Origin of the sequence: Aquabacter sp. L1I39 (assembly GCF_017742835.1) — a bacterium.
Taxonomy (GTDB): domain Bacteria; phylum Pseudomonadota; class Alphaproteobacteria; order Rhizobiales; family Xanthobacteraceae; genus L1I39.
The window spans coordinates 2,811,929-2,838,205 of sequence record NZ_CP072392.1 but is presented as its reverse complement, the minus strand read 5'-3'; the positions used below and the strand labels follow the sequence as shown (position 1 = coordinate 2,838,205).

At 66.7% G+C, this 26,277-nt stretch carries 27 protein-coding genes; 24 read left to right on the top strand and 3 right to left on the bottom strand.

Features of this window, described 5'->3' with window-relative positions; translation table 11 throughout:
- Window positions 1–57 precede the first annotated feature (57 nt).
- The 18 genes from hisC (at window position 58) to J5J86_RS12530 (ending at window position 17,153) form a co-directional block, all read left to right on the top strand.
- On the top strand, window positions 58–1,116 hold the full coding sequence (gene hisC / locus J5J86_RS12615) for a histidinol-phosphate transaminase (RefSeq protein ID WP_209098438.1): 1,059 nt from the start codon (window positions 58–60) through the stop codon (window positions 1,114–1,116).
- Window positions 1,117–1,296: 180 nt separating this feature from the next.
- Window positions 1,297–1,578: an acyl carrier protein gene (locus J5J86_RS12610; RefSeq protein WP_209098436.1), complete on the top strand. Its 282-nt coding sequence runs from the start codon at window positions 1,297–1,299 to the stop codon at window positions 1,576–1,578.
- A gap of 15 nt (window positions 1,579–1,593) precedes the next feature.
- On the top strand, window positions 1,594–2,067 hold the full coding sequence (locus J5J86_RS12605) for a 3-hydroxyacyl-ACP dehydratase FabZ family protein (RefSeq protein ID WP_209098434.1): 474 nt from the start codon (window positions 1,594–1,596) through the stop codon (window positions 2,065–2,067).
- Window positions 2,054–3,253, top strand: a complete 1,200-nt coding sequence (locus J5J86_RS12600) for a beta-ketoacyl-ACP synthase (RefSeq protein WP_446698616.1) — start codon at window positions 2,054–2,056, stop codon at window positions 3,251–3,253. Before J5J86_RS12605 ends, J5J86_RS12600 begins: the two co-directional genes overlap by 14 nt.
- A gap of 147 nt (window positions 3,254–3,400) precedes the next feature.
- Complete coding sequence (locus J5J86_RS12595; protein WP_209098431.1) at window positions 3,401–4,684, top strand: beta-ketoacyl-ACP synthase; 1,284 nt, start codon at window positions 3,401–3,403, stop codon at window positions 4,682–4,684.
- A gap of 25 nt (window positions 4,685–4,709) precedes the next feature.
- Entirely contained in the window at window positions 4,710–5,474 is a 765-nt protein-coding gene (locus J5J86_RS12590; protein WP_209098429.1) for an SDR family oxidoreductase, read from the top strand.
- A 14-nt stretch (window positions 5,475–5,488) separates the two neighbouring features.
- Window positions 5,489–6,511 carry a zinc-binding dehydrogenase gene (locus J5J86_RS12585; protein ID WP_209098427.1) on the top strand — a complete coding sequence of 341 codons (1,023 nt, stop codon included), beginning with the start codon at window positions 5,489–5,491 and terminating at the stop codon, window positions 6,509–6,511.
- A gap of 15 nt (window positions 6,512–6,526) precedes the next feature.
- Window positions 6,527–7,462 (top strand): lipid A biosynthesis lauroyl acyltransferase, encoded by a 936-nt coding sequence (locus tag J5J86_RS12580; protein ID WP_247657570.1) that lies wholly within the window; start codon window positions 6,527–6,529, stop codon window positions 7,460–7,462.
- Window positions 7,463–7,665: 203 nt separating this feature from the next.
- Window positions 7,666–8,544, top strand: coding sequence for a diguanylate cyclase (locus J5J86_RS12575; RefSeq protein ID WP_209098425.1), 879 nt, complete (start codon window positions 7,666–7,668; stop codon window positions 8,542–8,544).
- Window positions 8,545–8,764: 220 nt separating this feature from the next.
- Window positions 8,765–9,655, top strand: a complete 891-nt coding sequence (locus J5J86_RS12570; RefSeq protein ID WP_247657568.1) for a CDP-diacylglycerol diphosphatase — start codon at window positions 8,765–8,767, stop codon at window positions 9,653–9,655.
- 123 nt (window positions 9,656–9,778) lie between these two features.
- Window positions 9,779–10,261 carry a 5-(carboxyamino)imidazole ribonucleotide mutase gene (gene purE, locus J5J86_RS12565; RefSeq protein WP_209098423.1) on the top strand — a complete coding sequence of 161 codons (483 nt, stop codon included), beginning with the start codon at window positions 9,779–9,781 and terminating at the stop codon, window positions 10,259–10,261.
- A gap of 5 nt (window positions 10,262–10,266) precedes the next feature.
- Window positions 10,267–11,361 carry a 5-(carboxyamino)imidazole ribonucleotide synthase gene (locus tag J5J86_RS12560; protein ID WP_209098421.1) on the top strand — a complete coding sequence of 365 codons (1,095 nt, stop codon included), beginning with the start codon at window positions 10,267–10,269 and terminating at the stop codon, window positions 11,359–11,361.
- A 234-nt stretch (window positions 11,362–11,595) separates the two neighbouring features.
- Window positions 11,596–12,585 (top strand): sialic acid TRAP transporter substrate-binding protein SiaP, encoded by a 990-nt coding sequence (locus tag J5J86_RS12555; RefSeq protein ID WP_209098419.1) that lies wholly within the window; start codon window positions 11,596–11,598, stop codon window positions 12,583–12,585.
- Between the two features lie 113 nt (window positions 12,586–12,698).
- Window positions 12,699–13,283, top strand: coding sequence for a TRAP transporter small permease (locus J5J86_RS12550; protein WP_209098417.1), 585 nt, complete (start codon window positions 12,699–12,701; stop codon window positions 13,281–13,283).
- Between the two features lies 1 nt (window position 13,284).
- Window positions 13,285–14,691, top strand: coding sequence for a TRAP transporter large permease (locus J5J86_RS12545; protein WP_209098415.1), 1,407 nt, complete (start codon window positions 13,285–13,287; stop codon window positions 14,689–14,691).
- Window positions 14,692–14,880: 189 nt separating this feature from the next.
- On the top strand, window positions 14,881–15,297 hold the full coding sequence (locus tag J5J86_RS12540) for a DUF5330 domain-containing protein (protein ID WP_209098413.1): 417 nt from the start codon (window positions 14,881–14,883) through the stop codon (window positions 15,295–15,297).
- A gap of 104 nt (window positions 15,298–15,401) precedes the next feature.
- Window positions 15,402–15,821 carry a SufE family protein gene (locus J5J86_RS12535; protein ID WP_209098411.1) on the top strand — a complete coding sequence of 140 codons (420 nt, stop codon included), beginning with the start codon at window positions 15,402–15,404 and terminating at the stop codon, window positions 15,819–15,821.
- A 315-nt stretch (window positions 15,822–16,136) separates the two neighbouring features.
- Window positions 16,137–17,153, top strand: coding sequence for an NAD-dependent epimerase/dehydratase family protein (locus tag J5J86_RS12530; protein WP_342449041.1), 1,017 nt, complete (start codon window positions 16,137–16,139; stop codon window positions 17,151–17,153).
- Here the strand turns inward: J5J86_RS12530 and pdxR are convergent.
- Entirely contained in the window at window positions 17,146–18,582 is a 1,437-nt protein-coding gene (gene pdxR, locus J5J86_RS12525) for a MocR-like pyridoxine biosynthesis transcription factor PdxR (RefSeq protein WP_209098409.1), read from the bottom strand. The two genes, J5J86_RS12530 and pdxR, sit on opposite strands and share 8 nt — an antisense overlap.
- Window positions 18,583–18,671: 89 nt before the next feature.
- On the opposite strand from pdxR, the gene J5J86_RS12520 reads away from it, so the two are divergent.
- From J5J86_RS12520 to ku (J5J86_RS12505), 4 genes are all read left to right on the top strand, one after another.
- Window positions 18,672–19,376, top strand: a complete 705-nt coding sequence (locus J5J86_RS12520; protein ID WP_209098407.1) for a glutamine amidotransferase — start codon at window positions 18,672–18,674, stop codon at window positions 19,374–19,376.
- Complete coding sequence (locus J5J86_RS12515; RefSeq protein WP_209098405.1) at window positions 19,373–20,071, top strand: MOSC domain-containing protein; 699 nt, start codon at window positions 19,373–19,375, stop codon at window positions 20,069–20,071. The genes J5J86_RS12520 and J5J86_RS12515 overlap by 4 nt, the downstream gene beginning before the upstream one ends.
- 107 nt (window positions 20,072–20,178) lie before the next feature.
- Window positions 20,179–20,892: a GntR family transcriptional regulator gene (locus J5J86_RS12510; protein ID WP_209098403.1), complete on the top strand. Its 714-nt coding sequence runs from the start codon at window positions 20,179–20,181 to the stop codon at window positions 20,890–20,892.
- Window positions 20,893–20,957: 65 nt separating this feature from the next.
- Entirely contained in the window at window positions 20,958–21,773 is an 816-nt protein-coding gene (ku, locus tag J5J86_RS12505; RefSeq protein WP_209098401.1) for a non-homologous end joining protein Ku, read from the top strand.
- A gap of 6 nt (window positions 21,774–21,779) precedes the next feature.
- Here ku (J5J86_RS12505) and ligD read toward each other — a convergent pair whose 3' ends face one another.
- Together ligD and ku (J5J86_RS12495) are read right to left on the bottom strand one after the other, a co-directional pair.
- Window positions 21,780–24,317, bottom strand: a complete 2,538-nt coding sequence (gene ligD / locus J5J86_RS12500; protein ID WP_209098399.1) for a DNA ligase D — start codon at window positions 24,315–24,317, stop codon at window positions 21,780–21,782.
- Between the two features lie 18 nt (window positions 24,318–24,335).
- Window positions 24,336–25,250 (bottom strand): non-homologous end joining protein Ku, encoded by a 915-nt coding sequence (gene ku / locus J5J86_RS12495; protein WP_209098397.1) that lies wholly within the window; start codon window positions 25,248–25,250, stop codon window positions 24,336–24,338.
- A 142-nt stretch (window positions 25,251–25,392) separates the two neighbouring features.
- Here ku (J5J86_RS12495) and J5J86_RS12490 point away from each other — a divergent pair, with 142 nt between their 5' ends.
- Together J5J86_RS12490 and J5J86_RS12485 are read left to right on the top strand one after the other, a co-directional pair.
- Window positions 25,393–25,716 (top strand): hypothetical protein, encoded by a 324-nt coding sequence (locus J5J86_RS12490; RefSeq protein WP_209098395.1) that lies wholly within the window; start codon window positions 25,393–25,395, stop codon window positions 25,714–25,716.
- A gap of 226 nt (window positions 25,717–25,942) precedes the next feature.
- Window positions 25,943–26,185, top strand: a complete 243-nt coding sequence (locus tag J5J86_RS12485; protein WP_209098393.1) for a hypothetical protein — start codon at window positions 25,943–25,945, stop codon at window positions 26,183–26,185.
- Window positions 26,186–26,277 lie beyond the last annotated feature (92 nt).

The following is a 26,277-nucleotide window of genomic DNA, read 5'->3' as shown; positions in this document are numbered from 1 at the left end:
CACGCTGGCGGCCTGCCGCCGGCACAGCAGCATGCGCGCGTTCAAAGGCCCCGTTCCATGAGCAGGTATTGGAGTTCCATCGTTCACGGGCTGACCCCCTATGTCCCCGGCGAGCAGCCGAAGATGGAGGGGATCATCAAGCTGAACACGAACGAGAATCCCTACCCGCCCTCGCCGCGCGTGGCGCAGGCGGTGGCCGGCGAGGTGGACACGCTGCGCCTTTATCCCGACCCCACCGGCCTGAAGCTGCGCGTCGCCCTCGCCGCCCGCTACGGGGTGACGGCGGACGAGGTGTTCGTGGGCAACGGCTCGGACGAGGTGCTCGCCCACGTCTTCCAGGCGCTCCTGAAGCACGAGGCGCCGCTGCTGTTCCCGGACATCACCTATTCCTTCTATCCGGTCTATTGCGGGCTTTATGGAATCGCTTTCGAGGCCATCCCCCTGGACGACCACCTGCGGGTGAACATCGCCGACTATGACCGCCCATGCGGCGCCATCATCCTGCCCAACCCCAACGCCCCAACCGGCATCGCCCTGCCACGGGCTGAGATCGAGGCGCTGGTGAAGGCACATCCCGACGCGGTGGTGGTGATCGACGAAGCCTATGTGGATTTCGGGGCTGAGAGCGCCGTGCCGCTGGTGGCTGAATATCCCAACCTGCTGGTGGTGCACACCTTCTCAAAATCCCGTTCGCTCGCGGGACTGCGGGTGGGATTCGCCATCGGCCAGCGGCCGCTCATCGAGGCGCTCGAACGGGTGAAGGACAGCTTCAACTCCTATCCGCTGGATCGCCTGGCCCTTGCCGGCGCCACGGCGGCGGTGGAGGACGAGGCCTGGTTCCAGGAGACGTGCGGGCGCATCGTAGCGAGCCGGACGCAGTTGACCACCGATCTTTCCAGCCTCGGATTCGAGGTGCTGCCCTCCTCCGCCAATTTCCTGTTTGCCCGCCATCCCGCCCATGAGGGGGCACGGCTGGCACAGGCGCTGCGGGAGCGGGCCATCGTCGTGCGGCATTTCTCCAAGCCCCGCATTGCCGATTTCCTACGCATCACGGTGGGCACGAACGAGGAGTGCGGCCGGCTCGTGGCGGCGCTCAAGGAAATCCTCGCTGCCTGAGCCCCCCCGCGCACCGGATAGCGGTAGGGCTCGCCATTGAAACCTCCCGCCACGTTCGCTATAGGGGCGCTCGACTTATTCGCAGGGCCGGTCGGCCGACCCTCGGCCATGCCCGCATTTGTGCTCCCGCGAGCTGGATGGGGACGGGCCAGCAAGCCGGACATTGAAAGAGGCGCATCCATGTCTTCGACGTTCGATACCGTCGCCAACATCATCGCCGAGACGTGCGACATCCAGCGTGACACCATCACGCCGGAGAGCCACGCCATCGACGATCTCGGCATCGATAGCCTCGACTTCCTCGACATCGCCTTCGCCATCGACAAGGCATTCGGCATCAAGCTTCCGCTCGAGCAGTGGACGCAGGAAGTGAACGACGGCAAGGCCACCACCGAGCAGTATTTCGTGCTCAAGAACCTCTGCGCGCGCATCGACGAGCTGGTCGCTGCGAAGTCGGCCTGAGGTCGGACGGAGCTGATGCGTCCTGAAGTCTTCAAGATGGTGGACCGGATCGTGAGCATCGATCCGGGCCTCAAGACCATCCACTGCCAGGGCCTGGTGCCCGAGGAAAGCTCTATCTTCGAGGGCCATTTCCCCGGCTACCCCATCATGCCCGGCGTGCTGCTCATCGAGGCCATGGCCCAGACCACGGGCTGGCTGGTGCTGGCGCGCAACCGATTCGACAAGATGCCGTTCTTGGCCACCGTCAAGGAAGCCAAGCTTCGCACCTTCGTCGTGCCGGGGCAGAATCTGGACCTGCACTCCGAAATCCTGCACGAGGGCTCCGGCTTCGTGGTGGCAAAGACCCATGCCACCTTTGAGGGCAAGCCCATCTGCAATGCCGAGCTCACCTTCCGCGTGCTCTCCTGGCCCGAGGGCCGCATGAAGAGCACCGTCCTGCGGGTGGCCGAGCATGTCCATTTCCCCGTGACGGAATATGTCGATGACTGAGCGCGGCGCCGGCAAGCGCGAGGTCTGGATCACCGGGATCGGGCTCGTCTCCTCGCTGGGAGAGGGGCTCGATGCCCATTGGGACGCCCTGAATGCGGGCACCGCCCCCATCACCGATGCGGAGCGATTCGCGCCTTATGTGGTGCACCCGCTGGTGAAGCTCAATTATGACAGCCAGATCCCCAAGAAGGGCGATCAGCGTCAGATGGAGCCCTGGCAGCGCATCGGCACCTATGCGGCGGGCCTCGCCCTCGACAGCGCCGGCATTGCCAAGAACGCCGACATTCTCGGTCGCACCGACATGATCGTGGGCGCCGGCGGCGGCGAGCGCGACCATGCGGTGGACGCGGCCATCCTCAACGACCTCGTGGGCGCCAACGAGCCCGGCCGGCTGCTGAACGAGCGCCTGCTGGCGGACCTGCGGCCGACGCTCTCGCTGGCCCAGCTCTCCAATCTGCTCGCCGGCAATATTTCCATCGTGCACGGCGTCACCGGTTCCTCCCGCACCTTCATGGGCGAGGAAAGCGCCGGCGTGGACGCGACCCGCGTCGCCCATGCCCGCATCGCCGCCGGCCAGAGCGAGATCGCCCTTGTGGGCGGCGCCTATAATGCCGAGCGCGAGGACATGCTGCTCCTCTACGCGCTGAACGATTTCTGCATGACCGGCAGCTTCCGCCCGGTTTTCTCGCAGGGTGACGCCCCCGGAATTCCCTCCGGCTCCATGGGCGCGTTCCTGGTGCTGGAATCGCCCGAGCATGCCACCGCCCGCGGCGCCAAGCCCATCGCCAAGCTGACCGGCGTCTGGTCCGAGCGGGCCCGGCGCAATGGAGAGGGCGACCTCGCCGCCGTCATTTCCGGGCTCGTCGCCAAAGCGGGCTCGGACAAGGCCACCCTGGTGCTGTCCGGTGCCACCGGCGCGCGCGGCGCAACCGAGGCTGAGCGCGGCGCGCTGACCTCTGCTGGCCTGCCGGTGCGGGCCCTGGCCAATCGCATCGGCCATGGCTTCGAGGCGCAATTCCCCGCCGCGCTCGCGGTGGCCGCGCTTACTGTCTCGCGCGGGACCCTCTTCCCCGTCGTTGCGGGGGACGAGGTGGAAGCGGGCGAAGGCGCGGTGGACCGCGTCCTGGTGACCGCCGTCGGCCACTGGCGCGGCGAAGGCGCCGCCTTGGTCGAGAAGGTGGCCTGAGGGCCACCTGCCCTCGCCGCCCGGCCGCGTCATGCGCGCACTGCACGGGCGGCAGCCAGGGTCGATGGGATGACGCAGGCGCCGCCGGGTGCCATAAGACGGCAAATGGTGCGCCGGGCGGGGCGCCCTTCGGATCAGGAGGCGCCCATGGCGCAGGCGTACACGGACAAGTTCGGCCGGCCCGTCGTGGTCGTCACCGGCATCGGCATCGTCACCTCCCTGGGTCAGGGCAAGGAAGACAATTGGCGCCGCCTCACCGCCGGTGAATCGGGCATCCACCGAATCACCCGCTTTCCCGTCGAGGGCATGCGCACCACCATTGCCGGCACGGTCGACTTCCTGTTCGACGGCCGCGTCCCCGCGCCCGATCTGTCGCAGAAGCTCGCGACGCTCGCGGCCGAGGAAGCCGTCGCCCAGTCCGGCATCGGCGGCAAGGGCCGCTTTCCCGGCCCGCTGTTCGCCGCCGTCCCGCCGGTGGAGCTGGAATGGCCGGAAAAGCGCCAGCTCGCCGACGTGGTGGACCATAAGCCGCTGGTCTATCACGATTTGCTGACGGCCGCGTCCACCGGCAAGTTCCGCCCCTGGCATGAGCGCTTCCTGTTCGGCTCCGTGGCGGACCGGCTCGCCGACCATTTCGGCACGCAGGGCCAGCCCATTTCGCTCTCCACCGCCTGCGCGTCCGGCGCCACCGCGATCCAGCTGGGCGTGGAAGCCATCCGGCGCGGCGAATGCGACGTGGCGCTCTCGCTGGGCACTGACGGCTCGGTTCATCCCGAAGCCCTCATCCGCTTCTCGCTGCTCTCGGCTCTGACCACCGCCAATGACAAGCCGGAAGAGGCCGCCCGCCCCTTCGCCAAGAATCGCGACGGCTTCGTCATGGCCGAAGGTGCGGCCGCCCTGGTGCTAGAGAGCCTGGAGCATGCAGTGGCACGCGGCGCCACCATTCTCGGCGTGGTGGAAGGTTGCGGCGAGATGGCCGACAATTTCCACCGCACCCGCTCCAGCCCCGACGGCAAACCCATTGTCGGCTGCATCAAGAAGGGCCTGGAGGATGCCGGCGTGACGCCGGCAGAGGTGGACTATATCAACGCCCACGGCACCTCGACGCCCGAGAATGACCGCATGGAATATGTGGGCATGAAGGCAGTGTTCGGCGACGAACTCCTCGCCGGCATCCCCATCTCGTCCAACAAGTCCATGATCGGCCATACGCTGACGGCAGCGGGGGCCATCGAGGCGGCGGTGTCGCTCTTGACCATCGCCAATGGCCGTATTCCGCCCACCATCAACTATCACCTGCCCGACCCGGCCATTCCGCTGGACGTGGTGCCGAACGTTGCGCGGGACGCCGAGGTCAAGCGCGTCATCTCCAATTCGTTCGGCTTCGGCGGGCAGAATGTGAGCCTTGTGCTGGCGGGAGAGCCGGCGTGACGATTTTGTCCCTGGCGGGCCGGGCATGAGCCTCGCCCACAAACGCATTCTTGTGACCGGCGGGGGCCGGGGGCTCGGGGCGGCCATCGTGCGCCGCCTGAGCGCGGCCGGCCATGCGGTGACCTTCACCTATCGCAGCGCGGTGGCCGAGGCCGAGGCGCTGATGGACGAGATCCGCGCCGCCACGCCCGACGCGCGCCTGATTGCCCGTCCGGTGGACCTCGCCGACCGTGCAGCCGTCGAAGCTCTCGCGGAGGAGCTGGAAGCGGACCCGGAGGCCTATTACGGCTTCTGCCACAATGCGGGGGCCTCCTACGACACGCTCGCCGCCATGATCGACCAGGACAAGGCCGAGGCGGTCATGCAGGTGAATCACTTCACCTTCGTGCGCCTGACCCGCGCCCTGGTGCGGCCCATGACGCGGGCGCGGGAGGGACGGATCGTGGCCATCGGGTCGGTGGCGGCGCTTCAGGCCAACCAGGGCAATGCGGCCTATGCGGCCTCCAAGGCGGCGCTTCTGGCCCATGCCCGCGGCCTCGCGGTGGAAACCGCCCGGCGCGGCGTGACCGTGAACTACGTGGCCCCCGGCTTCATCGATACGGGCATGCTGGCCAAGTTCGCGGACTATCGCGACCGCATGGCCGCCCAGATCCCGGCCGGCCGTTTCGCCACACCCGACGACGTGGCGCAGGTGGTGGCCTTTCTCTTCTCGCCCGGGGCAGGCTATATCACCGGCGCCGTGATCCCGGTGGACGGGGGCCTCTCGGCCCAGCTCGCCGCCCATCGCTGACCTTCAGGAAGACCATGCGCGCCCTCCAGCTCGTTTCCGACCGCAATCTCCAGATCGTCGACCTGCCCGAGCCCCCGCCCCCCGGCGCGGGAGAGGTGCAGATCGCCGTTACGGCCGTCGCCCTCAACCACATCGATGTGTGGGGCTGGCGCGGCATGGCCTTCGCCAAGCGCAAGATGCCGCTGGTGGTGGGCGCCGAGGCCGCCGGCGAGATCATCGCCGTGGGCGCGGATGTGCGTGGCCTAAAGGTCGGGCAGACGGTGGCCATGTATGGCGCCATGACCTGCGGCCATTGCAAGCAGTGCATCAATGGCCGCGACAATCTTTGCGAGAATGTGGGCGGCGTGCTCGGCTTCCACATTGACGGCTTCGCCTGCGAGCGCATCAACATGCCCGAACGGCTGGTGATCGCCGCCCCCGCGGGCGTCACCGGCGAAGAGGCGGCCTGCGCCGGCATCACCTTCTCCACCGTCGAGCACATGCTGTTCGACAATGCCAAGCTGGAACAGGGCGAGACCGTACTCATCCATGCCGGCGGCTCCGGCATCGGCAGCGCCGCCATCCGCCTCGCCAAGGACGTGGGCGCCACCGTCATCACCACCGTGGGCGATGACGAGAAGGCCATGAAGGCCGAACTGCTGGGCGCCGACCATGTGATCAATTACCGCGAGGAGCGGTTCGAGCACATGGTGCGCAAGATCACCAAGAAGGTGGGCGTGGACGTGGTGTTCGAGCATGTGGGCGTCGACACCTGGAACGGCTCGCTGCTGTCCATGAAGCCCGGCGGGCGGCTGGTGACCTGCGGCTCCACCTCTGGCGTCTCGGTGCAGATGAACCTGATGCAGCTGTTCCAGCGCCAGTACAAGATTTTCGGCTCGTTCGGCGCCACCATCCGCAACGTGGCCAATGGCCTCGAAAAGATGGGCCGGGGCGTGAAGCCGGTCATCGACACCGTGGTGCCGCTGGAATCCTTCAACGAGGGCCTGGAGCGGCTGGAAAGCCGACGGGTGTTCGGCAAGATCCTCGTGCGCTTCTGAGCGCGGGAGGGGGCGGTGACATCCCTGAAGGCTCTCGCCGTACGCGCGGCGCGGCGCACCCGCTCCGCGCTCGCCCCCGTGTGGGAGAGCGCGGTGGTGGGCCTGCTCCAGGGCCTTGTGTGGTGGTCGCGCCTGTTCCCGGTGTCCTGGTCGCGCACCATCATCCGCAGTTTCGCTTGGCTGTTCGGTCCCCTGTTCGTCGTCTCGCGCACGGCGCGGCGAAACCTCCGCCTCGCGTTTCCGGAAAAGTCCTCCTGGCAGATCTGGTGGATGGTGGCCGGGGTCTGGGACAATCTGGGCTGCATGGCCGCCGAGTTCGCCCATCTCGACCGCATCTGGGATTATGATCCCGACCATCCCGGCAATGGCACAATCGAGATTGTCGGCGCGGACATCATGGCGCGCCTGCGCGATGACGGGCGCCCCGCCCTCTTCTTCACCGCCCATACCGGCAATTGGGAATTAAACGCCATCACCGGCGCAAAGCTCGGCGTGCCCGGCGGCGTGCTCTACCGGGCGCCCAACATCAAGAAGGCGGCGGACCTCATCACCGAAATGCGCGCCCAGACCATGCCGGGCCTCGTCAAGGCCAGCCGCAATGCCGGCCGGCAGATGGCCCGCATGCTGGAGGACGGCGAACATATCGGCATGCTGGTGGACCAGTATTGGGGCCAGGGCGTGGTGGTGGACTTCTTCGGTCGCCGCGCCCACACCAACCCCACCCTCGCCCGCCTTGCCCGCCAGTTCGATTGCCCCGTGCACGGCATGCGCGTCATCCGCCTGCCGCGCGGGCGCTTCCGCATCGAGATCACCGAGGAAGTGCCCTTGCCTCGCGACGCGGAAGGCCGCATCGACGTGGAAGGCGCCATGCAGGCGGTCTCGAACGTGATCGAGGGCTGGGTACGCGAATATCCCACCCAATGGCTGTGGCTGCATCGCCGGTGGCGATGAGGCATCGGATGCGCCTGGACCATCACTCTCGCGCTCTTCTTGGATTGAAACGCCCTTTATTTAAAGTCGAAGTCATTTCGGTTCGGATTTCTGTGTCTCCCTACCATTTTCACTCATAATGGATCAAAAATTCCAATAGCCGATCACCACTATTTCTTTGCGTCGGGTATATTTCCTTTACAGATATGCCCGAAGGTTTTCCCATGCGCGTTATGTTGGTGGAACCCAGTAAAGTCAGCCTGAAGCTCATGGGCCGGATGATCGAAGACATGGGGCATAGCGTTTGCCCTTTCTTTGACGGCCAAGACGCCTTGCATCATCTGCACGAGGACACCAACCTTGATGTGGTGATGACCAGCTTCGAGGTGCCGAGCGTTTCCGGCATTCAATTGTGCTGGGAGGCCCGGGTCATCGCGAACAAGGGCCGGCCGATCTATGTGATCGCCATGTCGTCCAGCAACGACACGACGCATTTGGTGGAAGCCCTGGACAGCGGCGCGGACGACTTCATCCGCAAGCCCCCGGACAAGATCGAGCTGGAAGCGCGCCTGCGCGGCGCTGAGCGCATGAACCAGGCGCGCCGCGAACTGGTGCGCTGGGCCACCCATGACGCGCTCACCTCGCTGCTGAACCGCCGCGCCTATTTCAACCTGGCCGAGGAAATGATCCTGGGCGGCGGCGATCTGTCTTTGTTGCTGTTCGACATCGACCACTTCAAGAGCGTCAACGAGACCTATGGCCATGCCAGCGGCGACCTGGTTCTCGTTGCCGTCTCAAAGGTATTGTGGGCCCATGCTGGCCGCGCCGCGCGTGTGGGCGTGAAGGAGTTCGCGATCCTTCTGCCCGGCACTCCGGAGACCGCCGCCCGTGACATTGCCGAGGCTCTGCGCCGCGAGATCCAGGGCATGGCGGTGTTGCTGCCGTCGGGTGAAAGGCCTTCCGTCACCATCTCCATCGGCGTCGCCGAATATCTTCCCCGGGAAGACGTGGACGATTGGATGAAGCGCGCCGACGACGCCCTCAACGCCGCCAAGGACGAAGGCCACAACCGCGTGGTGATGGCGGCGCACCTGGCGGCGTAAAGGAGAACGGCGGGGCCGAAACGCTCATTTTGCGTGGGCACCGGCCCCAATCCAGGTATGCTGCTGCCACCCCGCTCAGCGGACGGTCAGCGTCCCCTAAGGGGATGCGGCGTGCGTTTGCGCGAATGCGCCACTTTTCCGGGAGAGCATCACGGTGCTGGCAATGTGGCGGCGGCGGATGCCAGGGCTCTGGTGCTTTGGGATACACCTGCCGATCCAGGTGCTGGCGCATGTTCTTCTCCTTGCCTTGGCCATGCCGGCTCTGGCGCAAGAAAGCGGCGGTCAGGGAGCCCCCTTCCTGTGCCCCGCTTTCCCCTCCGATTCGCCAGCCCTCGACCATTGGGCCTCCCCGTCCCGCGCCAATGCCTATGACAAGGTGCCCGCCCCCTGCCGCTCCTGCGACGACCCGCGCAACGCGGGGGCGAAAGCCTGCACGGTGCGTCGTTTCATCACCTCTCCCCTGTGCGCGGGCGGGCGGTGCAGCGACAGCCAGGGTGAGTTCATGGCTGATCGGAAGGCAGATGGTGGCTTTGTGCTGCAGTATGACACCCGCTTCCAAAGCCCGGACAGGTATCCGCGCGCCGCGGGGGAGAATTGCCGGTTCATTCTCTGGGCGCGGGATCCCGTCATCGGGATCGAGGACGTCAATGGCCTTTCGGCGCGCAATTTCTGGTCCGATGCCTATTTCGCCTCCCAATCCCTCGTGACGCCGCCCTTCGCATTGGACGGACTGGCTTTCCTCGCCCAATCCGCGCTCAACCGCAGCCAGCACCAGTTGCATATTCATATCGGCACCCTGGCGCCGCCCTATTTGGCCGCGTTCGCCGGGCTTGATCCAGCCGCCGGCGACGCGGTGACGCGGCTGCATGTCAACGGCTATGACGCGCGCGTCCGTGTGTTCCCGGTTTCGCCCGGCAGCGATCCCTTCGCCAGCCGCGACATCGGCGCCATCGCCCGTGGCATGCTGCCGGGAGGCGCCAGCGACCTCACCACCCACGGCATCCTCGCGGCCCTCGTTGGGGGCGGAAGCCGGCTAGTGGTGCTGGTGGCACGCCGGCTGGACCGGGTGGAACTGAACTACAAGGCCCCGCACGCCTGCCGGCTGCGCTGAAGGTGGCGCGCGGCCTCTTGCTCATCCGGGCAAAAGGAAGTCGTGGCCGCAGCCCTTGCCGCACTTGCCCCTCCCGCCCCAATCCGATAAAGCCGCGCTTTCCGTTTTTCAGGGATGGAAGCGATGACATCGCGGCCCGTGGCCGTCATCATGGGCAGCCAGTCCGATTGGGACACCATGCGCCATGCGGTCGAGACGCTGGAGGCATTGGGCATCGGCTGCGATCCGCGCATCGTCTCGGCCCACCGCACGCCGGATCGTATGGTGGCCTTCGCCAAATCCGCCCGCGCGGAAGGCTTCAAGGTGATCATTGCCGGTGCGGGTGGGGCGGCCCATCTGCCGGGCATGGTGGCGGCCATGACCACCCTGCCGGTGTTCGGCGTGCCGGTGGAATCCCGCACCATGTCGGGCCTCGACAGCCTCTATTCCATCGTCCAGATGCCGGCGGGCATTCCAGTGGGCACGCTGGCCATCGGCAAGGCGGGCGCCACCAATGCGGCGCTGCTCGCCGCCGCCGTCCTGGCCTTGTCCGATCCTGAGCTTGCCACCCGCCTTGAGGCGTGGCGCGCCGCACGCACCGAGGCCGTGGCCGAACGGCCCGTTTGATCTTCATGCTGAAACCCGGTTCCACCATTGGCATTCTCGGCGGCGGCCAGCTCGGCCGCATGATCGCCCTGAAAGCCGCCCAGCTTGGCCTGCGCACCCAGATCCTGTGCCCCGACCCGGACAGCCCGGCCTTCCGGGTGGCAGACGGGCATATCTGCGCGGACTATGAGGACGAGGCGGCGCTGGCCGAACTGGCGAGCCGTTGCGACGTGGTGACCTACGAGTTCGAGAACGTGCCGCTGGAAACCGCTGAGTTCCTGGCCGCGCGGGTGCCGTTGCGCCCCGGGGCGCGGGCGCTGGCGGTGACGCAGGACCGGCTGGCGGAAAAGAGCTTCGTGCGCGACCTCGGCATCGAGACCGCCCCCTTCGCGTCGGTGGACAGCCTCGCGGACCTCGAAGCGGCAGTCGCTGCCATCGGCCTGCCAGCGGTGCTGAAGACACGCCGCTTCGGCTATGACGGCAAGGGCCAGGTCACCATCCGCCCCGGCGACGACCTCGCCGCCGCCTGGACCGCCATCGGCGCCCAGAGCGCCATCCTGGAAGGCTTCATCGCGTTTTCCCGGGAAGTGTCCGTCATCGCCGCCCGCTGCTCGGACGATGCGTTCGCCGCCTTCGACGTGACCGAGAACGAGCACCGCAACCACATCCTGCACCGCTCCACCGTACCGGCGCGGCTCGGTGCCGAAGCCGCCAAGCAGGCGCGGGGCATTGCCTGCCGCATTTCCAACGCGCTCGATTATGTGGGTGTGTTTGCCGTGGAACTGTTCGTGGCGGGCGAAGGCCCGAGCGAACGGGTGATCGTCAACGAGATCGCGCCCCGCGTACACAATTCCGGCCATTGGACCATGGACGGCGCCGTCACCTGCCAGTTCGAGCAGCATGTGCGCGCCATTGCAGGCTGGCCGCTGGGCGATCCGGCGCGCCTGGGCCATGCGGAGATGATCAATCTCATCGGCGACGACGTGGATACCTGGGCCCACATCCTGGCCGAACCCGGCGCACACCTGCATCTCTACGGCAAGGACGAAGCCCGCCCCGGCCGCAAAATGGGCCATGTGAACCGGCTCTGGCTCGATGGGCCCGAACAGGCGGGCTGCTGAGCAGCCCCTTCGCGTTCCACGCTCGGTCCCTTCGGCCCGTTTGCGCGTCGACGTACTCAAGCCCGGACAGGCGCGACCGATCGCCATCGGGTCGCCATCCGATCGCCCCTTGCCCCGGCCATCTTCCATAGTACCATGGCAGCGAGATGAGGACGGGGACGTCAGATCCGCGACTCAAATCGATTTAAACCGGCACGCCAAACCTCAAAGCCGGGCCATTGGTGGAGGAAACAGATGTCCGTTCTTCGTTGCGGGCTCACGGCCGCGCTTGCCCTCGGGTCCGCCCTCATGCTTGCCGGGCCGGCCAGCGCCCAGACCAAGCTGAAATGGGCCCATGTCTATGAGACCTCGGAGCCCTTCCACACCACGTCGGTCTGGGCGGCGGAGGAGATCAACAAGCGCACCAACGGGCGCTATGTGATCGAAGTCTATCCCGCCTCCCAGCTCGGCAAGGAAAGCGACATCAACCAGGGCCTGACGCTGGGCACCGTGGACATGATCATTTCCGGCTCGTCCTTCGCCGGAAAGGCCTACCCGCCCATCGGCGTGACCTATTATCCCTACACCTTCCGGGATGCCGACCACCTCATCGCCTATTCCAAGAGCGACGTCTTCAAGGACCTCGCCAAGGGCTATGAGGACAAGACCGGCAACCACATTGTGGCGGTCACCTATTATGGCGTGCGGCAGGCGACCTCCAATAAGCCGTTCAAGACCTGCGCGGAGATGAAGGGCCTGAAGATCCGCGTGCCGGATGCCCCCGCCTATCTCGCCATGCCCAAGGCCTGCGGCGCCAATATCGCGCCGATCGCCTTCGCCGAGGTCTATCTGGCCCTCCAGAACGGCACGGTGGACGCGCAGGAAAACCCGCTGACCACCATCGAGGCCAAGAAGTTCTACGAGGTCCAGAAGAACATCATCCTCACCGGCCACATTGTCGACCACCTCAACACCATCGTGTCCAAGGGGCTGTGGGCGAAGCTGAGCCCGGAGGACCAGAAGATCTTCACGGAGGTCACGCAGGAAGCGGCCGCGAAGGCATCCAAGCAAGTGCAGGCCCGCGAGAAGGAACTCATCGAGGTGTTCAAGCAGAAGGGCCTGACCATCATTGAGGTCGACACCACCGACTTCCGCGACCAGGTGATGAAGACCATCACCTTCGAGAGCTTCGGCTACCGCAAGGCCGATTGGGACCGCATCCAGGCCATCAAGTCCGGCTCCTGAGGGTCCGGCCGGGCGCCCAGCGCCCGGCCCGCCGTTCCCTCGCATGATCGCCGCTCCGGCGGGCCTCGTGCCGCCTGCCGGATGCCCTCCCTTTTGCGCCGTCCGGAATCGCCATGGCTGAACAGGCTTTCACCCGCGAGGTCCACACGCAGGTCACCGGCGAAGAGCTGGCCCACACCTTCGAGGAAACCGCGCCCGTTGATCTCTCTCCCTACGCCCCGGAGGACTGGATCACCCTGATCGTCTTCTGGGGCATGGCCGGGCTGGTCTTCACCCAGTTCTTCACCCGCTATGTGCTGAATGACAGCTTCGCCTGGACCGAGGAACTGGCCACCTATTGCCTGGTGGCAGTGGTGTTCCTGGGCGCGGCCATGTGCGTGCGGCTGTCCCGGCACATCCAGGTGGACCTGCTCTACCGCTTCCTGCCCGCGCCGGTGGGGCGAGGGATGGCGATTGCCGTCGACCTCGTCCGCACCGGCTTCTTCGCCTATGCCTGCTGGCTGATGGTCCGCTACATCGAGCTGGTGGGCGACGAGCCCATGGTGATGGTGAACGCTCCGAAAAGCGTCCTGTATTACGCGGTGCTGGCGGGCTTTGCCCTCATGTTCGTTCGCTCGGTCCAGGTAACGGTCGCCAATATCAGGCGCGGCTATTCCATCCTGGAGCGCCCCGAGGCCTTCGACGGAACGGAGGCCTGACATGTGGATCCTGATTGGCGCCTTTCTCGGCCTCATGATCTGCGGCGTGCCGGTGGCCCTCGCCATGGCCGGCTCGTCCTTGCTCTATATCCTCGTCTCGGGAACCGTGCCGGATGTGGTCATCGCCCAGCGCATGATTGCGGGGGTTGAGAGCTTTCCCCTCCTCGCCGTGCCCTTCTTCATCCTGGCCGGCAACCTCATGAACATCGCCGGGGTGACCGGGCGGATCTATAGCTTCGCGGTGGCCCTGGTGGGCTGGATGCGGGGCGGCCTGGGCCAGGTGAACATCATCGGCTCGGTGGTCTTTTCAGGCATGTCGGGCACCGCTATCGCGGATGCCGCCGGGCTCGGCACCATCGAGATCAAGGCCATGAAGGACCATGGCTATTCCACCGAGTTCGCGGTCGGCGTAACGGCGGCGTCAGCGACGCTCGGCCCGATCATCCCGCCATCCCTGCCGTTCGTCATTTACGGCATGATGGCCAATGTCTCCATCGGCGCGCTGTTCCTGGGCGGCATCCTGCCGGGCCTGTTCATGACGGTGCTGATGATGGTGACGGTGGCCTATTTCGCCCATCGCAACGGCTGGGGGAACGATGCCCAATTCTCCCTGCGTCGGCTCGCCAGCGCCGGGCTGGAAGTGGTGGTGGTCGCCTGCTTTCCGCTCGGCGTCTACATCCTCATGGCGCTCGGCCTGACCACCAATCAGGCGGTGATCATCGCGCTTGCCGTGCTGCTGGCGGCCGACTGGTATTTCGATTTTTCCGCCGTCATGGCGCTGATGGCGCCGGTGATTCTCATCGGCGGCATGACGCTCGGCTGGTTCACCCCCACCGAGGCAGCGGTGGCGGCGGTGATCTGGTCGCTGTTCCTGGGGCTGGTGCGCTATCGCACCATGACCTTCAAGACGTTGGCCAAGGCCACCTTCGACACCATCGAGACCACAGCCTCGGTGCTGTTCATCGTGACCGCCGCCTCGATCTTTGCGTGGCTCCTCACCGCCAGCCAGGCGGCCCAGATCCTCTCGGACGCCATATTGGGCTTCACCCAGAACAAATGGGTGTTCCTGCTGCTGGCGAACTTGCTGATCCTGTTCGTGGGCTGCTTCATCGACACCATCGCGGCGATCACCATCCTGGTGCCGATCCTCCTGCCCATCGTCCTCAAGCTCGGCATCGACCCCATCCATTTCGGGTTGGTGATGACGCTGAACCTGATGATCGGCCTGCTGCACCCGCCGCTCGGCATGGTACTGTTCGTACTGGCGCGTGTGGCCAAGCTCTCGGTGGAGCGCACGACGGTGGCCATCCTGCCCTGGCTGGTGCCGCTTCTGATCGCGCTCATCGCCATCACCTATATCCCGGACCTGACCTTGTGGCTGCCGCGCACCATGGGGCTCGGGAAATAGGCAACCCGGCTCCGGTCACAGGTGCCCGCGCCCCCGCGCGGGTGCACCCAAGTCCTTGGCGGGCCACATTGCGTAACAGCGTTAACGATGTCTTGCGATGGATAGCCCTGCCCGGCTGCCCTGGCCCTTCCCCTTTGCTAGGATGACGGCTCCTGGCATGGGAGGCTCGCCAGGGGTGTCGAGGCGTCGATGTTCTTCCTGTTGCGCATGGCCTTCTGGCTGGCCCTCATTCTTCTGATCCTGCCCATCGGTACGTCCAGCGACGGTGGCCGGCAGATCGGGGCGTGGCAGGCGCTGAGCGCCGCGCAGTCGGTGCTGGCGGATGCGCGCGGCTTCTGCCAGCGCCAGCCGGATGCGTGCGAGGTGGGCGGCGAGATGGTCTCCCACATCCTCGACAAGGCGCAGATGAGCGCCAAGTGGCTCTATGAGAATTTCGGCTCCCATGCGGGAACGGAGGCGCCGCGCGCGCCCGATGCGGCCCATGGCGGCAGCACGCTGACCCCCCAGGACCTTCTACCGAGCTGGGGCGGCGAGCCGGCCACGCCCGGCGCAACGCCACAAGCGCCCAGCTTCAGCGTCCCCTTGCCCCAGCGCCGGCCGGCCTGAACGCTTTTCCTTCCCGTCGCTCGCTTCTATATGCTGCCTGTGGCCCGCATGGTGCGGCGCCGCAGGATCGTCCGCCAGGCGCGGGCATGGCAGGGACAGGCGAGATGGACGCGGAAGACCTCGTGGCGGACTTCGAGGTGCTGGACACCTGGGAAGACCGCTACCGCTATGTGATCGAGCTCGGCCGCAACCTTGCCCCCTTCCCCGAAGCCGAACGCACCGAAGCCAACAAGGTACAGGGCTGCGCCAGCCAGGTCTGGCTGGTGAGCCACACCGAGGCCGGTCCGGACGGCCCCGTGCTGCGCTTCGAGGGGGATTCCGACGCCCATATCGTGCGGGGCCTGGTGGCGGTGCTGCTCACCCTCCTCTCGGGCCGTACGGCGCGCGAAATCCTCGACACAGATCCGCTGGCTGTGTTCCGCCGTATCGGGCTGGAAGGTCATCTCACCCCCCAACGGTCCAATGGCCTGCGCTCGATGGTGGAGCGCATCCGCCACGACGCCCGCACCGCGCTTGCCGTCTGAGGGCGGGTGAAGCGGCCTCGCGCCAAGGGGAGATGCCGTTTTTACCTCCACACGCCCGCTATTTCACAGGCGAAGATGACGCTTGCGCCACGTCTGCCTTGAATGGGCCGAACAGCCGTGCTTGGGAAGGCTGGGGGCGACGACCCATGCGTCTGCGGATCAATGTCCGTAGGCGGAGAACAAAGACGAAGCGATCCGGCGCCAGGAGCGGCCGTTCCTTCCATCCGCCAGCCGGAGCGGATGGGGTGGGCGGTCAGAGGACGGCGACCCGCAGCAAGGCGGGGCGAGGCGTGCACCGGGCGCCCTGAGGAGTGAATGATGGTGCGCGTTCTGGTCACCGGCACTGCGGGCTTTATCGGCTGTGCCGTTGCGCAGCGCCTGTTGCGGGATGGCGTCGAGGTGATGGGCATCGACTGCCTGACGCCCTATTACGATCTCGGCCTCAAGGAGGAACGGGTCAAGCTCCTGCGTGGCTCCAACACCTTCACCGAGCGGCGGATCGATCTGGCGGACGGGCCGGAGACCCTCGCGGCTGTGCGCGACTTCCTGCCCGACGTGGTGATCCACTTGGCCGCGCAAGCCGGCATCCGCTACTCGCTGGACGACCCCAGGAGCTACACCCACTCCAACGTGGAAGGAACGCTCTCAGTGCTGGAGGCGTGCCGGGCGGTGCCGGTGAAGCATCTCATCTATGCCTCCTCCTCCTCGGTCTATGGCGCCAATACCCGTGTGCCCTTCCGAGAGACCGACCGCGTGGACACTCCCGTCTCGCTCTATGCCGCCACCAAGCGCGCCAATGAGCTGATGGTCCAGACCTATAGCCACCTCTTCCGCATTCCCGCCTCGGGCCTGCGATTCTTCACCGTCTATGGGCCATTCGGCCGTCCGGACATGGCCTATTTCAAGTTCACCAAGGCCATTCTCGAAGGCGAGGAGATCGACGTCTACAATCACGGGCGGATGAAGCGCGACTTCACCTATATCGACGAGGTGGTGGAGGCCATCGAGCGGCTGATGCTGCTGCCGCCGGTGGACCGCCTGGAAGAGGGGGACAGCGAGCCGGGCCGCATCCATGCCGACGTGCCTCATCGGCTCTTCAATGTGGGCAACCACACGCCCATCCCGCTGGAGAGGTTCATCCACGTCCTTGAGGACATTATCGGCCGCAAGGCGCGCCGCCGGCTCCTGCCCATGCAGCCGGGGGACGTGGTGAGCACCTTCGCCGACGTCAGCGCCCTGCAGCAGGCGGTGGGTTTTTCCCCTTCCACCCCCATCGAGGTAGGCTTGGCGGAGTTCGTCGACTGGTACCGGGCCTTCTACAAGGTCACCTGACCTCCTCGGACGCGCGTGCCAGCAGGTCCACCGCTTCGGCCATTTCCCGCCCATCCAGCCCGGCAAAGCCCAGGCGGAAGGCCTGGGGGGCCGTCTCGCCATGGAGGCAGAAGGCGCTGGCCGGGGTCACGGCGAGCCCCTGCGCCGCCGCTGCCGCGCTCCACCGTCCAGCATCCTGCCCTTGACCCAGCCGCGCCCACAGCGCCAGCCCGCCCACCGGCTTCGTGAAGGCAAGCCGATCACCGAGACGGGCGCGCAACAGATCGCACAGAGCGTCGCGCCGGTCCTCATAGATGCGCCGGCTCTTGCGCAGATGGCGCCAGAGATCGCCCTCCCGCATGAGGGCCGCCACCGCCAGTTCGAGGGGCAGGTCGCCCTGCCGCTCGATGGCCTGACGCAGCTCTGCCATCGGCCCCAGCAGTTCAGGCGGGGCCACCGCATAGCCGAGCCTCAAGCCTGGCGCGAGCAGCTTGGAAAGCGACCCCACATAGACGAGCCGCACGTCTCCCCCTGCCCGCGCACCGAGCGGCAGGACGGGCCGGCCATCGTAGCGGTAGTCGTGGTCGTAATCGTCCTCGATGATAGTAAAATCATGCCGCCGGGCGAGATCGAGCAGCGCCACCCGGCGCGTAGCACCCAGCGTGACGGTGGTGGGATATTGGTGATGGGGCGTCACATACACCGCCCGGAGGGAAGGATCGGTCGTGACCGTCTGCTCCAAGGCGGTCAGGGAGAGCCCGCTTTCATCCACCGGCACCCCCACAACCCGCAGGCCCGCCGCCCGGAAGGCCGCGGCGGCCAGCGGATAGCCCGGCTCCTCCATGGCAATGGCGGCGCCCTGGGCGGCGAGGCAACGGGCGGCCAGGAAGAGGGCCATCTGGCTGCCGCGGGTGACGAGCACGTCATCGGCATCGATGGCGAGGCCCCGCTGGGCAGCAAGATGCTGCGCCAACTGCTCCCGCAACGCCTGTGCTCCGCGCGGGTCGCCATAGGCACCGGAGGCGCGCAGGTCCGGCCCGCGCAGCACGCGTCGCAGGGCGCGGGCGATCTCCGCCACCGGGAGCAGGCGCACGTCCGGCGCGCCGTCCGAGAAGGACAGGCGCGGCTGAGCCGTCCGCACCTTCGCAGCCGCGACGGGCGCGTTCTTCGCCGTGCCTCCAGATGGCGCGGTCCCGTCCGGCAGGTCGCGCGCCACATAGGTGCCACTGGATGCCCGCGCCTCAAGCCAGCCCTGGAGCACCGCCTCCTGATACGCGGCGTCCACCGTGTTGCGGTTGAGCCCGAGGGTTCGCGCCAGCGCGCGCGTTCCCGGCAGGCGTTGCCCGGGCCGCAGGCGGCCGGCGGTAATGGCGGCGATCAGGGCCTCGCTTAACTCAAGGAAGACCGGCCGCGCCCCGCCCGGCTCCAGAGAAAAGATGATCTCATCCATCCACCGGCCTATTCGATTTGTCAAAACTGGCTCTTTTTGACCCTCCGGGGCGCTCTTATCAAGCCGCCACAGCCGCAGGAGGAAGGGCCATGCTGAAGACCGCCGTCGCGCTCCGGCACGTTCATTTCGAGGATCTGGGCACGTTCGCGCCCGTGATCGAGGCGGCGGGCTATGGCGTGCGCTATGTTGATGTGGGCGTCGATCCGCTCTGGACGATTGACCCGGTCCGCACCGACCTCGTCATCGCTTTGGGCGGCCCCATCGGCGTCTATGAGACCAGGACCTATCCGGTCCTGCTCGATGAATTAGACCTCCTGCGCACCCGCCTTGCCGCCGGCCGGCCCACCCTCGGCCTCTGCCTTGGGGCCCAGATGATGGCCGCCGCGCTCGGCGCCAAGGTGGGCGCCACCGGGGTGAAGGAGATCGGCTTCTCGCCCTTGGCCCTGACGCCGGATGGCGCGCGGGGTCCGTTGCGGCACCTTGCCGACGTTCCGGTTCTGCACTGGCATGGCGACATGTTTGACCTGCCCGCGGGCAGCCTTCCCCTCGCCGCCACGCCTTTGTGCCGCAACCAGGCCTTTGCCATGGGGCCGAATGTGCTCGGCCTGCAGTTCCACCCCGAGGCGGACCTTGCCAGCGGGTTCGAGCGGTGGCTGATCGGTCATGCGGCGGAACTGGCCGGGGCGGCCATCGATCCCGTGGCGCTGCGGCTTGGAGCCGCTCGGCATGGCGACGCCTTGCGCCAGGCGGGCTCGGCCATGCTTGCGGACTGGCTGGCGAGCCTTGAGACATGATCTTGACGCTGAACGCGCTCCTCATCGGGCAGGTCCAGCCCTTCGGCCCCCGCGGCGATGGGAGTGGCATCGCCAAGCGCCCCGTGGCCGGACCGGTCTTCCTGAGCCGCCTCGGCCTTGCCGGCGACGGACAGGGCGACCTTCGCCATCATGGCGGGCCGGACAAGGCGGTGCACCATTATGACCGCACGCATTATGACGCCTGGCGGGCGGAGATTGGTCCGCGCTCAGTGCTCAATGAGCCGGGCGCCTTTGGGGAGAACTTCTCAACCCACGGAGTCACGGAAGCGGACATCTGCCTCGGCGACGTATTCGCCCTGGGTGGCGCCGTGCTGGAGGTCAGCCAGGGCCGCCAGCCCTGCTGGAAGCTGAACCACCGATTCGACTGCCCGGACATGGCGATCCGCGTACAGCGGAGTGGCCGCACCGGCTGGTATTATCGCGTGCGGCAGGAGGGGCCGGTGGCGGCGGGGGATGCGCTTGAACTTCTGGACCGTCCCCTGCCCCATTGGCCGCTGACCCGCCTCTCGCGCCTGCTTTATGTGGAGACGGACGACCGGTACGGCCTGGGCGAGATGGCGCGGCTGCCGCCCCTGCCGGACACCTGGCGCCGCCTCGCCTTGCGCCGTCTGGAGACCGGGCAGGTGGAGGATTGGCGCCGCCGCCTCATAGGCCCCGACGGGGCGCAGGGGTGAGCATTGCGGACATTGTATGCAATGACATACACAAAACCCTGCCACCGTCCGCCCCGCCTGCTATAAGAGGGCGGGCCCGCCTTGAGGCTCGCCGGACGGATGGAGACATGGCAGGAACGCCCCTTTCGGACGACGAAGCCGCACCGGACTTGGCGCTGGCGGGGGAGGCCCAGCCTTTCGCCCACCTCTCGCGCGGCGAGGCGGCCTATCGGGCGATTCTCGACCAGATTCGCGAAGGGATCCTGAAAGCGGGCGACCGGCTGCGCGAGCAGGATGTCGCCGCCCGCTTCGGCATGAGCCGCACGCCAGTGCGCGAGGCCCTTGGCCGACTGCTGGAGAAGCGGCTGCTGGAGACGGCCGGCGGGCGGGGCCTGACGGTGCGAGCCCTTTCGCCCTCAGAGGTGATCGAGCTTTATTCCATGCGCGAAATCCTGGAAGGCGCCGCCGCGCGCCTCGCCGCGCAGCATGCCTCGCCCCCCGAACTGGCGGCGCTGGCCGACCTTGAGGCCGCCTTCGGCCGCGAGGGGGCTGATTATGGGGAACTGGCGCGGGTCAACCGGGATTTCCACGCCGCCATCCATCGCGCCGCCCGCAACGCCTATCTGGACGAGGCGACGCGCGTCCTCGACGACAATATCGCCTTGCTGGGCATCAGCACCTTCTCCGCCCCTGGCCGCCCCGAGGCCGCCCGCGCCGAGCACAGGGCCATTCTGGATGCCATCACCGCCCGCGACGCCGATGGCGCGGAACAGGCAGCCCGCGCCCATATGCGGGCGGCTCTGCGCACGCGATTGTCCCTTGCCCCATCCCATCGCCCCTGACGGGCCGAGGGGAACCACAGGCCGCCTGCCGGGTTCGCGTCACGCACACGCACAGGAAACCGGCCATGGCACCGCGCACCTTCTGGAAGGGCTATCTGAAGCTCTCGCTCGTCACTTGCCCGGTGGCCATGACGCCAGCCACCACGGAGAGCGCCAAGGTGCGCTTCCACACCTTGAACCGCGCCACGGGCAATCGCGTGGTCAGCGAGTATGTGGACGCAGTGTCGGGCAAGGTGGTGGAAGATGACGGCCTCGCGCGCGGCTATCGCACCGGCGAGGACAGCCATGTGATCGTGGAGGACGAGGAGCTGGAAGCCGTGGCGCTGGAGAATAGGCGCACCCTCGACATCGAGATGTTCGTGCCCGCCGACAGCATCGGCTGGATCTTTCTCGACCGCCCCCATTTCCTCACCCCCGACGGCAAAGTGGGCGAGGAAGCCTATTGCGTCATCCGCGATGCCATGGACGCCACCGGCCAAGTGGGCATTTCCCGCCTCATCCTCCATGGCCGCGAGCATGCGGTGATGCTCGCCCCGCGCGAGGGCGGGATTGTGGTGTGGACCTTGCGCTATGGCGACGAGGTGCGCGACCCGCAGGAGGTGTTCGATGCCATCGGCAAGGCCTCCCCGGACGCCAAGGCCATGAAACTCATGACGGCGCTGATTGACGAACGCACCCGCGACTGGAGCCCGGATTTCGTCTCTGATCCCGTGCAGGCCAAGCTCTTGGACATTATCGCCGGCAAGAAGACCAAAAAGCCGCGCAAGCCCTCCAAGGCCGCTCCCGCGCCGAAGGAGGGGGACGGCGACAATGTGGTCGACATCATGGAAGCGCTGCGCCGGAGCATTGCGGGCGAAAAGTCCGGCAAGCGCAAGGGATGACGCGCTTTATTTGCGCGCCTTCGCCTTGGGAAGAGGCACGGCCGCCGCGCGAAAGCCGTCCCACGGACGCTTGGCGAGGGCATTCAGGCGCCCGGGCGTGTTGAGAATCGTAAAAGCCGCCGGGCCAATGGCGGGGGTCAATTCCTCCCAGGCGATCGGCATGGAGACGGCCGCACCCTCCCGGGCACGCGTCGAATAGGCCGCCACCGCCGTGGCGCCGTGCTGGTTGCGCAGATAATCCACCAGGATCCGCCCGACGCGCTTCGACTTGGTGATGGTCGCCGTATAGAGGTCCGGGCTATCGGCAGCCATGGATTGGGCGACGGCCTTGCTGAAGGCCTTGGCCTCGGCCCAATTGGCGCTGGGCTTGAGGGGCGTCACCACATGCAGGCCCTTGCCGCCGGAGGTCTTCACAAACGCCGCGAGGCCCGCCGCCTCCATGCGCGCCTTCACTTCCTCGGCGGCGGCAATGACCCGCGTCCAGGGCACATCCTCGCCGGGGTCGAGGTCCATCACCAGCGTGTCGGGCCGTTCCCAATCCTCGATGGTGGATCCCCAGGGGTGGATCTCCAGCACCGCTGCCTGGACAAGGCCGATGAGCCCATCGAGATCGGCGATGGAAATGAGGGGCGCGCCCGTTTTCTCCTTGGGGTCGCTCACCAGCACAATGCGCGGGTTGAGGCCCTTCCAGGCATGCTTCTGAAAGAAGCGCGGGCCATGGATGCCATCGGGGCAGCGCACCAGCGCCAGCGGCCGGCCGATGAGGAAAGGCGCGATGGCAGGCCAGACCTCCGCGTAATAGTCCGCCAGCCCCTCCTTGGTGATGCCCTCCTCGGGCCAATAGAGCCGGTCGGGATGTGTCAGTTTCACGGTGCGGCGGGGCACAGCATTGTCCTTTGCCTTCGTCCGGGCCGCCGGGCGCTCGGCCACCACCTCGGCGGCCACCTTGTCTTCCCGGAGGCCACGGAACGAGGCGTGGCGCAGATGACCGTCGCCGGTCCAGGCCCGGAATTCCACCTCGGCCACCAGCTCGGGGCGCACGAAGGTGACGCCCCGTCGCGCCTCTGCCGTCAAGGGTCCGTCAAAGGGGGATTGTTCCACCTGAAGGGCGGAGAGGCGCTTGTGAAGGTCCCGGGCAATGGCCGCACCAAAGCCGGTGCCCACGCGTCCCACATGACGGAGCTTGCCGTCCTCGTTCACCCCCAGCGCCAACGAGCCGATCAGATCCGCGCCGGTGGTGGAGGGCACGAAGCCGCCGATCACGAATTCCTGCCGCGCTGTGCATTTGGACTTCACCCAGGACCGTCCCCGACCCGAGCGATAGGGCGAGCCGCGCTCCTTGGAGACGACACCCTCCAGCCCGAGCCGGCAGGCATGGCGCAGCACGGTGGCACCGCTCTCGTCGAAGTGGCTGGAAAAGCGCAATGGGCCACCTTGCCCCTTTAGCAGCCGCGCCAGCCGTGCCTTGCGTTCGATCAGCGGCAAGGTGCGCAAATCCTCGCCATCCAGGTACAGGAGGTCGAAGGCATAATAGACAAAGCGGTCACTGCGCCCTTCGGCGAGGTCAGCCTGCAAGGCGGAAAAGTCCGAGGCGCCCGCCCCGTTCTCAACAATGATCTCGCCATCCAGGAGGCCGTTGGTCAAACCAAGCGCGGCAAGCGCCTCCGGGATCGCTGATCCGAAGCGTGCGGTCCAATCCAGGGCGCTGCGAGTCAGAAGCCTCACAGTCCCCTCCTCGATCCGGCCAAGAAGTCTGTAGCCGTCAAACTTTACCTCGTGCAACCAGCTCTCTCCCCTGGGCGCCTTGTCCACGAGGCGCGCCAGCATGGGCTCCGCGAAGTCCGGCGGAGGCTTTGGTGCGGAAGAGTTTTTTGGCCCCGCTTTGGTCTTGACGGTGCGCTTCTTGCGTGCGGGGCTGGTTGGCTGTTTTTCATTAGCCAGCTTCTTGATCGGTCCCGTCTTCGAGGACCAACCCGGCGGCTCTCCCTCCACATCGGCAATCAGGCGCCCCGTTTTCACTGATCGTGGCGCCTCGTCCAGAATGTCTTCGGCGCCTGCGGGACGAGCGGCTTCGTCCTCGCCCTTGATGAGCAGCCAATTGTCGCGCGTGTCCCGCTCCTTGCGGTGCATGCGCACCAGGTGCCAGCGACCACCGAGCTTTTCCCCGTGCAACCGGAAGTCCAATTGACCGGATTTCAGCCCCTCATGGGGATCGCCAATAGGCTCCCAGGTGCCCCGATCCCACAATAGGACGGTGCCCCCGCCATATTCGCCCTTGGGGATGGTGCCCTCGAAATCGCCATAAGCGAGGGGATGGTCCTCCACCTCCACCGCGAGCCGCTTTTCACCGGCCACCAGGCTCGGCCCGCGGGTCACGGCCCAGCTCTTCAGGACCCCATCCAGTTCCAGGCGCAAATCGTAATGGAGGCGCCGGGCCGCATGCTTCTGGATCAGGTAATGGGCCCCCTTCGCCTCGCCCTTGCGGCCCTTGGGCTCCGGCGTGACCTTGAAATTGCGCTTCTTGCGATAGGTGGCGAGGGACATGAGGCGGCCTCGGTCAGGCTAGCTCGCCTTGCGGCGCGGCGTGGCGGACTTCGTGGTCTTTGCTGCCGTCTTCTTCGTCGTGGCCTTGGTCGTGGTCTTGAGCGTGCCGCTGCCCGAGCTTTTGGCCGCCGGGCCGGGCGCAGGCTTGTCCGCCCCCTGCCCCGCCAGCCGCGCGCTGTCGCGAAGGGCCGACATGAGGTCCACCACCTTCGCGCTCTTGGGCGCGGCGCGGGGCTTGATGGCCTTGCCGGCGAGCTTGGCCTTCACCAGTTCGGCCAGCGCGGCCTCGTGGGCGTTCTCGTAGGCGGAAGGATCGAAGTGCCCCGCCTTGGTGCGGATAATGTGTTCGGCCAGCTCCAACATCTCGCCTTTCAGGCGCGTGCGCGGCACATCAGCAAAGGCGTCCGCCGCCGACTTCACCTCATAGTCGAAATTCAGCGTGGTCGCGACGAAACCCGGCCCGTCCGGTCGCAGCATGAGGGTGCGCACCCTCCGAAACAGGACCGCGCGGGTGAGCGCCGCCACCTTGGCCTTGCGCATGCCCTCCCGCAGCAGAACGAACGTCTCTTCGCCGCTGGAATCAGCGGGAGCCAGGAAATAAGGCTGGTCGAAATAGACGGTCTCCACCTCTGCGCAGGGGATGAAGGCTTCCAGCGCCAGGCGCTTATCGCTTTCGGGCACCGCCTGTGCCACCTCCTCCGGCTCCAGCACCACATAGGAGCCGGCAGCCTTCTCATAGCCCTTCACCTGCGCGTCCCGGTCCACATCCTCGCCGGTGTCGATGTCAACGAAGCGGCGGTGCACGCGGTGGCCGGTGGCGCGGTTGATGGTGTGGAAGGAAATCCGCTGCGACGTGGCGGTCGCGGAATAAAGGCTCACCGGACAGGTGAGCGCCCCAAGATCCAGAACTCCCTTCCACAAGGCGCGCGGCATGGCATGTCTCCCGAGCGCAGGAATGCCCGGACGGGGCCGCACGTTCCCGTGGACGTCTCTTTCTTTGCGGCCAAGGTGAAACGGGAGGCACGGGCGCGCGTTGGAGGGTCGGGGCTGCCAACGACAAGAAGAGGAAAGCAGCATGACCATGAACAAGGACCAGCAGCGTCAACCCCAGCAGGGCATGCAGCGTCACGAGGACATGCCGCGCAAGCCCGTTGAGATCGAACGGCCCGATCCGAGCCGGGAGCCAAGCGCGGGACAGCAGAGCCAGGGCACGCCGCAGCGTGGACCCGTCGGCGGACAGCAGCAGGGCGGACAGCCCGCCCATCCCCGGACCGGCCAGCAGGGCCAGAGCGCTGGCACTGGCGGTCAGCAAGGCGGATCGGGCGAGCGGCAGAGCCAGCCCGGCGTGAAGGACGACATCCGCACCGACTTGAGCCGCGACAATCCCTATAGGAGCTGACCCGCTCTTCCGGCGCTCATGGGAGCGCCCAGCCTTGCCCCACGGGGCAAGGCCGCCGGCGGGCGAATGTCGCGTGTGAAGAAAGATTAGCCCGCGCGGAACTGAACGGCGTCTTCCGCCGTTATGCCCTCAATAGCGCGCCTCGGCACGAGGATGGCGCTCGTCCCGACCACACGTAACAGATGCGTACCTGGACACCTCATAACAACAAGAAAGGAGACTGCCCATGCAAACGGTCAGCTCTGCACCGATGACTCTCCTGGTGGATGGATCCCGCGTGGTGTTCCGCTCCCTTGATGACGCCGTCGGTTTCATGAAAGGGCATCCGTCCTACGAACACGCCGAAATGCTCATGGACCAGATGGAAGCTGCTTCCCACCCCGAACTGGAACGCCGCGCGTGGCAGGCCTTTGCCACCTTCACGCAGGCGATGGGCATTTCCTCCGGCGCGCCCGCGCGCTTGTCCTGAGGACCGTCTCCGAGGCATGCCGCTCGCGCATGACCTCGCCTCTGGGACTGCACCCGCGTAAGAGCCCCCATCGGGGCTCTTCGTCCATAAGG

Excerpts from the sequence above, each read along its gene's own strand:
- hisC (WP_209098438.1), top strand. The coding sequence starts at position 58 with ATGAGCAGGTATTGGAGTTCCATCGTTCACGGGCTGACCCCCTATGTC.
- J5J86_RS12610 (WP_209098436.1), top strand. The coding sequence starts at position 1,297 with ATGTCTTCGACGTTCGATACCGTCGCCAACATCATCGCCGAGACGTGC.
- J5J86_RS12605 (WP_209098434.1), top strand. The coding sequence starts at position 1,594 with ATGCGTCCTGAAGTCTTCAAGATGGTGGACCGGATCGTGAGCATCGAT.
- J5J86_RS12600 (WP_446698616.1), top strand. The coding sequence starts at position 2,054 with ATGTCGATGACTGAGCGCGGCGCCGGCAAGCGCGAGGTCTGGATCACC.
- J5J86_RS12595 (WP_209098431.1), top strand. The coding sequence starts at position 3,401 with ATGGCGCAGGCGTACACGGACAAGTTCGGCCGGCCCGTCGTGGTCGTC.
- J5J86_RS12590 (WP_209098429.1), top strand. The coding sequence starts at position 4,710 with ATGAGCCTCGCCCACAAACGCATTCTTGTGACCGGCGGGGGCCGGGGG.
- J5J86_RS12585 (WP_209098427.1), top strand. The coding sequence starts at position 5,489 with ATGCGCGCCCTCCAGCTCGTTTCCGACCGCAATCTCCAGATCGTCGAC.
- J5J86_RS12575 (WP_209098425.1), top strand. The coding sequence starts at position 7,666 with ATGCGCGTTATGTTGGTGGAACCCAGTAAAGTCAGCCTGAAGCTCATG.
- purE (WP_209098423.1), top strand. The coding sequence starts at position 9,779 with ATGACATCGCGGCCCGTGGCCGTCATCATGGGCAGCCAGTCCGATTGG.
- J5J86_RS12560 (WP_209098421.1), top strand. The coding sequence starts at position 10,267 with ATGCTGAAACCCGGTTCCACCATTGGCATTCTCGGCGGCGGCCAGCTC.
- J5J86_RS12555 (WP_209098419.1), top strand. The coding sequence starts at position 11,596 with ATGTCCGTTCTTCGTTGCGGGCTCACGGCCGCGCTTGCCCTCGGGTCC.
- J5J86_RS12550 (WP_209098417.1), top strand. The coding sequence starts at position 12,699 with ATGGCTGAACAGGCTTTCACCCGCGAGGTCCACACGCAGGTCACCGGC.
- J5J86_RS12545 (WP_209098415.1), top strand. The coding sequence starts at position 13,285 with ATGTGGATCCTGATTGGCGCCTTTCTCGGCCTCATGATCTGCGGCGTG.
- J5J86_RS12540 (WP_209098413.1), top strand. The coding sequence starts at position 14,881 with ATGTTCTTCCTGTTGCGCATGGCCTTCTGGCTGGCCCTCATTCTTCTG.
- J5J86_RS12535 (WP_209098411.1), top strand. The coding sequence starts at position 15,402 with ATGGACGCGGAAGACCTCGTGGCGGACTTCGAGGTGCTGGACACCTGG.
- J5J86_RS12530 (WP_342449041.1), top strand. The coding sequence starts at position 16,137 with ATGATGGTGCGCGTTCTGGTCACCGGCACTGCGGGCTTTATCGGCTGT.
- pdxR (WP_209098409.1), bottom strand. The coding sequence starts at position 18,582 with ATGGATGAGATCATCTTTTCTCTGGAGCCGGGCGGGGCGCGGCCGGTC.
- J5J86_RS12520 (WP_209098407.1), top strand. The coding sequence starts at position 18,672 with ATGCTGAAGACCGCCGTCGCGCTCCGGCACGTTCATTTCGAGGATCTG.
- J5J86_RS12515 (WP_209098405.1), top strand. The coding sequence starts at position 19,373 with ATGATCTTGACGCTGAACGCGCTCCTCATCGGGCAGGTCCAGCCCTTC.
- J5J86_RS12510 (WP_209098403.1), top strand. The coding sequence starts at position 20,179 with ATGGCAGGAACGCCCCTTTCGGACGACGAAGCCGCACCGGACTTGGCG.
- ku (WP_209098401.1), top strand. The coding sequence starts at position 20,958 with ATGGCACCGCGCACCTTCTGGAAGGGCTATCTGAAGCTCTCGCTCGTC.
- ligD (WP_209098399.1), bottom strand. The coding sequence starts at position 24,317 with ATGTCCCTCGCCACCTATCGCAAGAAGCGCAATTTCAAGGTCACGCCG.
- ku (WP_209098397.1), bottom strand. The coding sequence starts at position 25,250 with ATGCCGCGCGCCTTGTGGAAGGGAGTTCTGGATCTTGGGGCGCTCACC.
- J5J86_RS12490 (WP_209098395.1), top strand. The coding sequence starts at position 25,393 with ATGACCATGAACAAGGACCAGCAGCGTCAACCCCAGCAGGGCATGCAG.
- J5J86_RS12485 (WP_209098393.1), top strand. The coding sequence starts at position 25,943 with ATGCAAACGGTCAGCTCTGCACCGATGACTCTCCTGGTGGATGGATCC.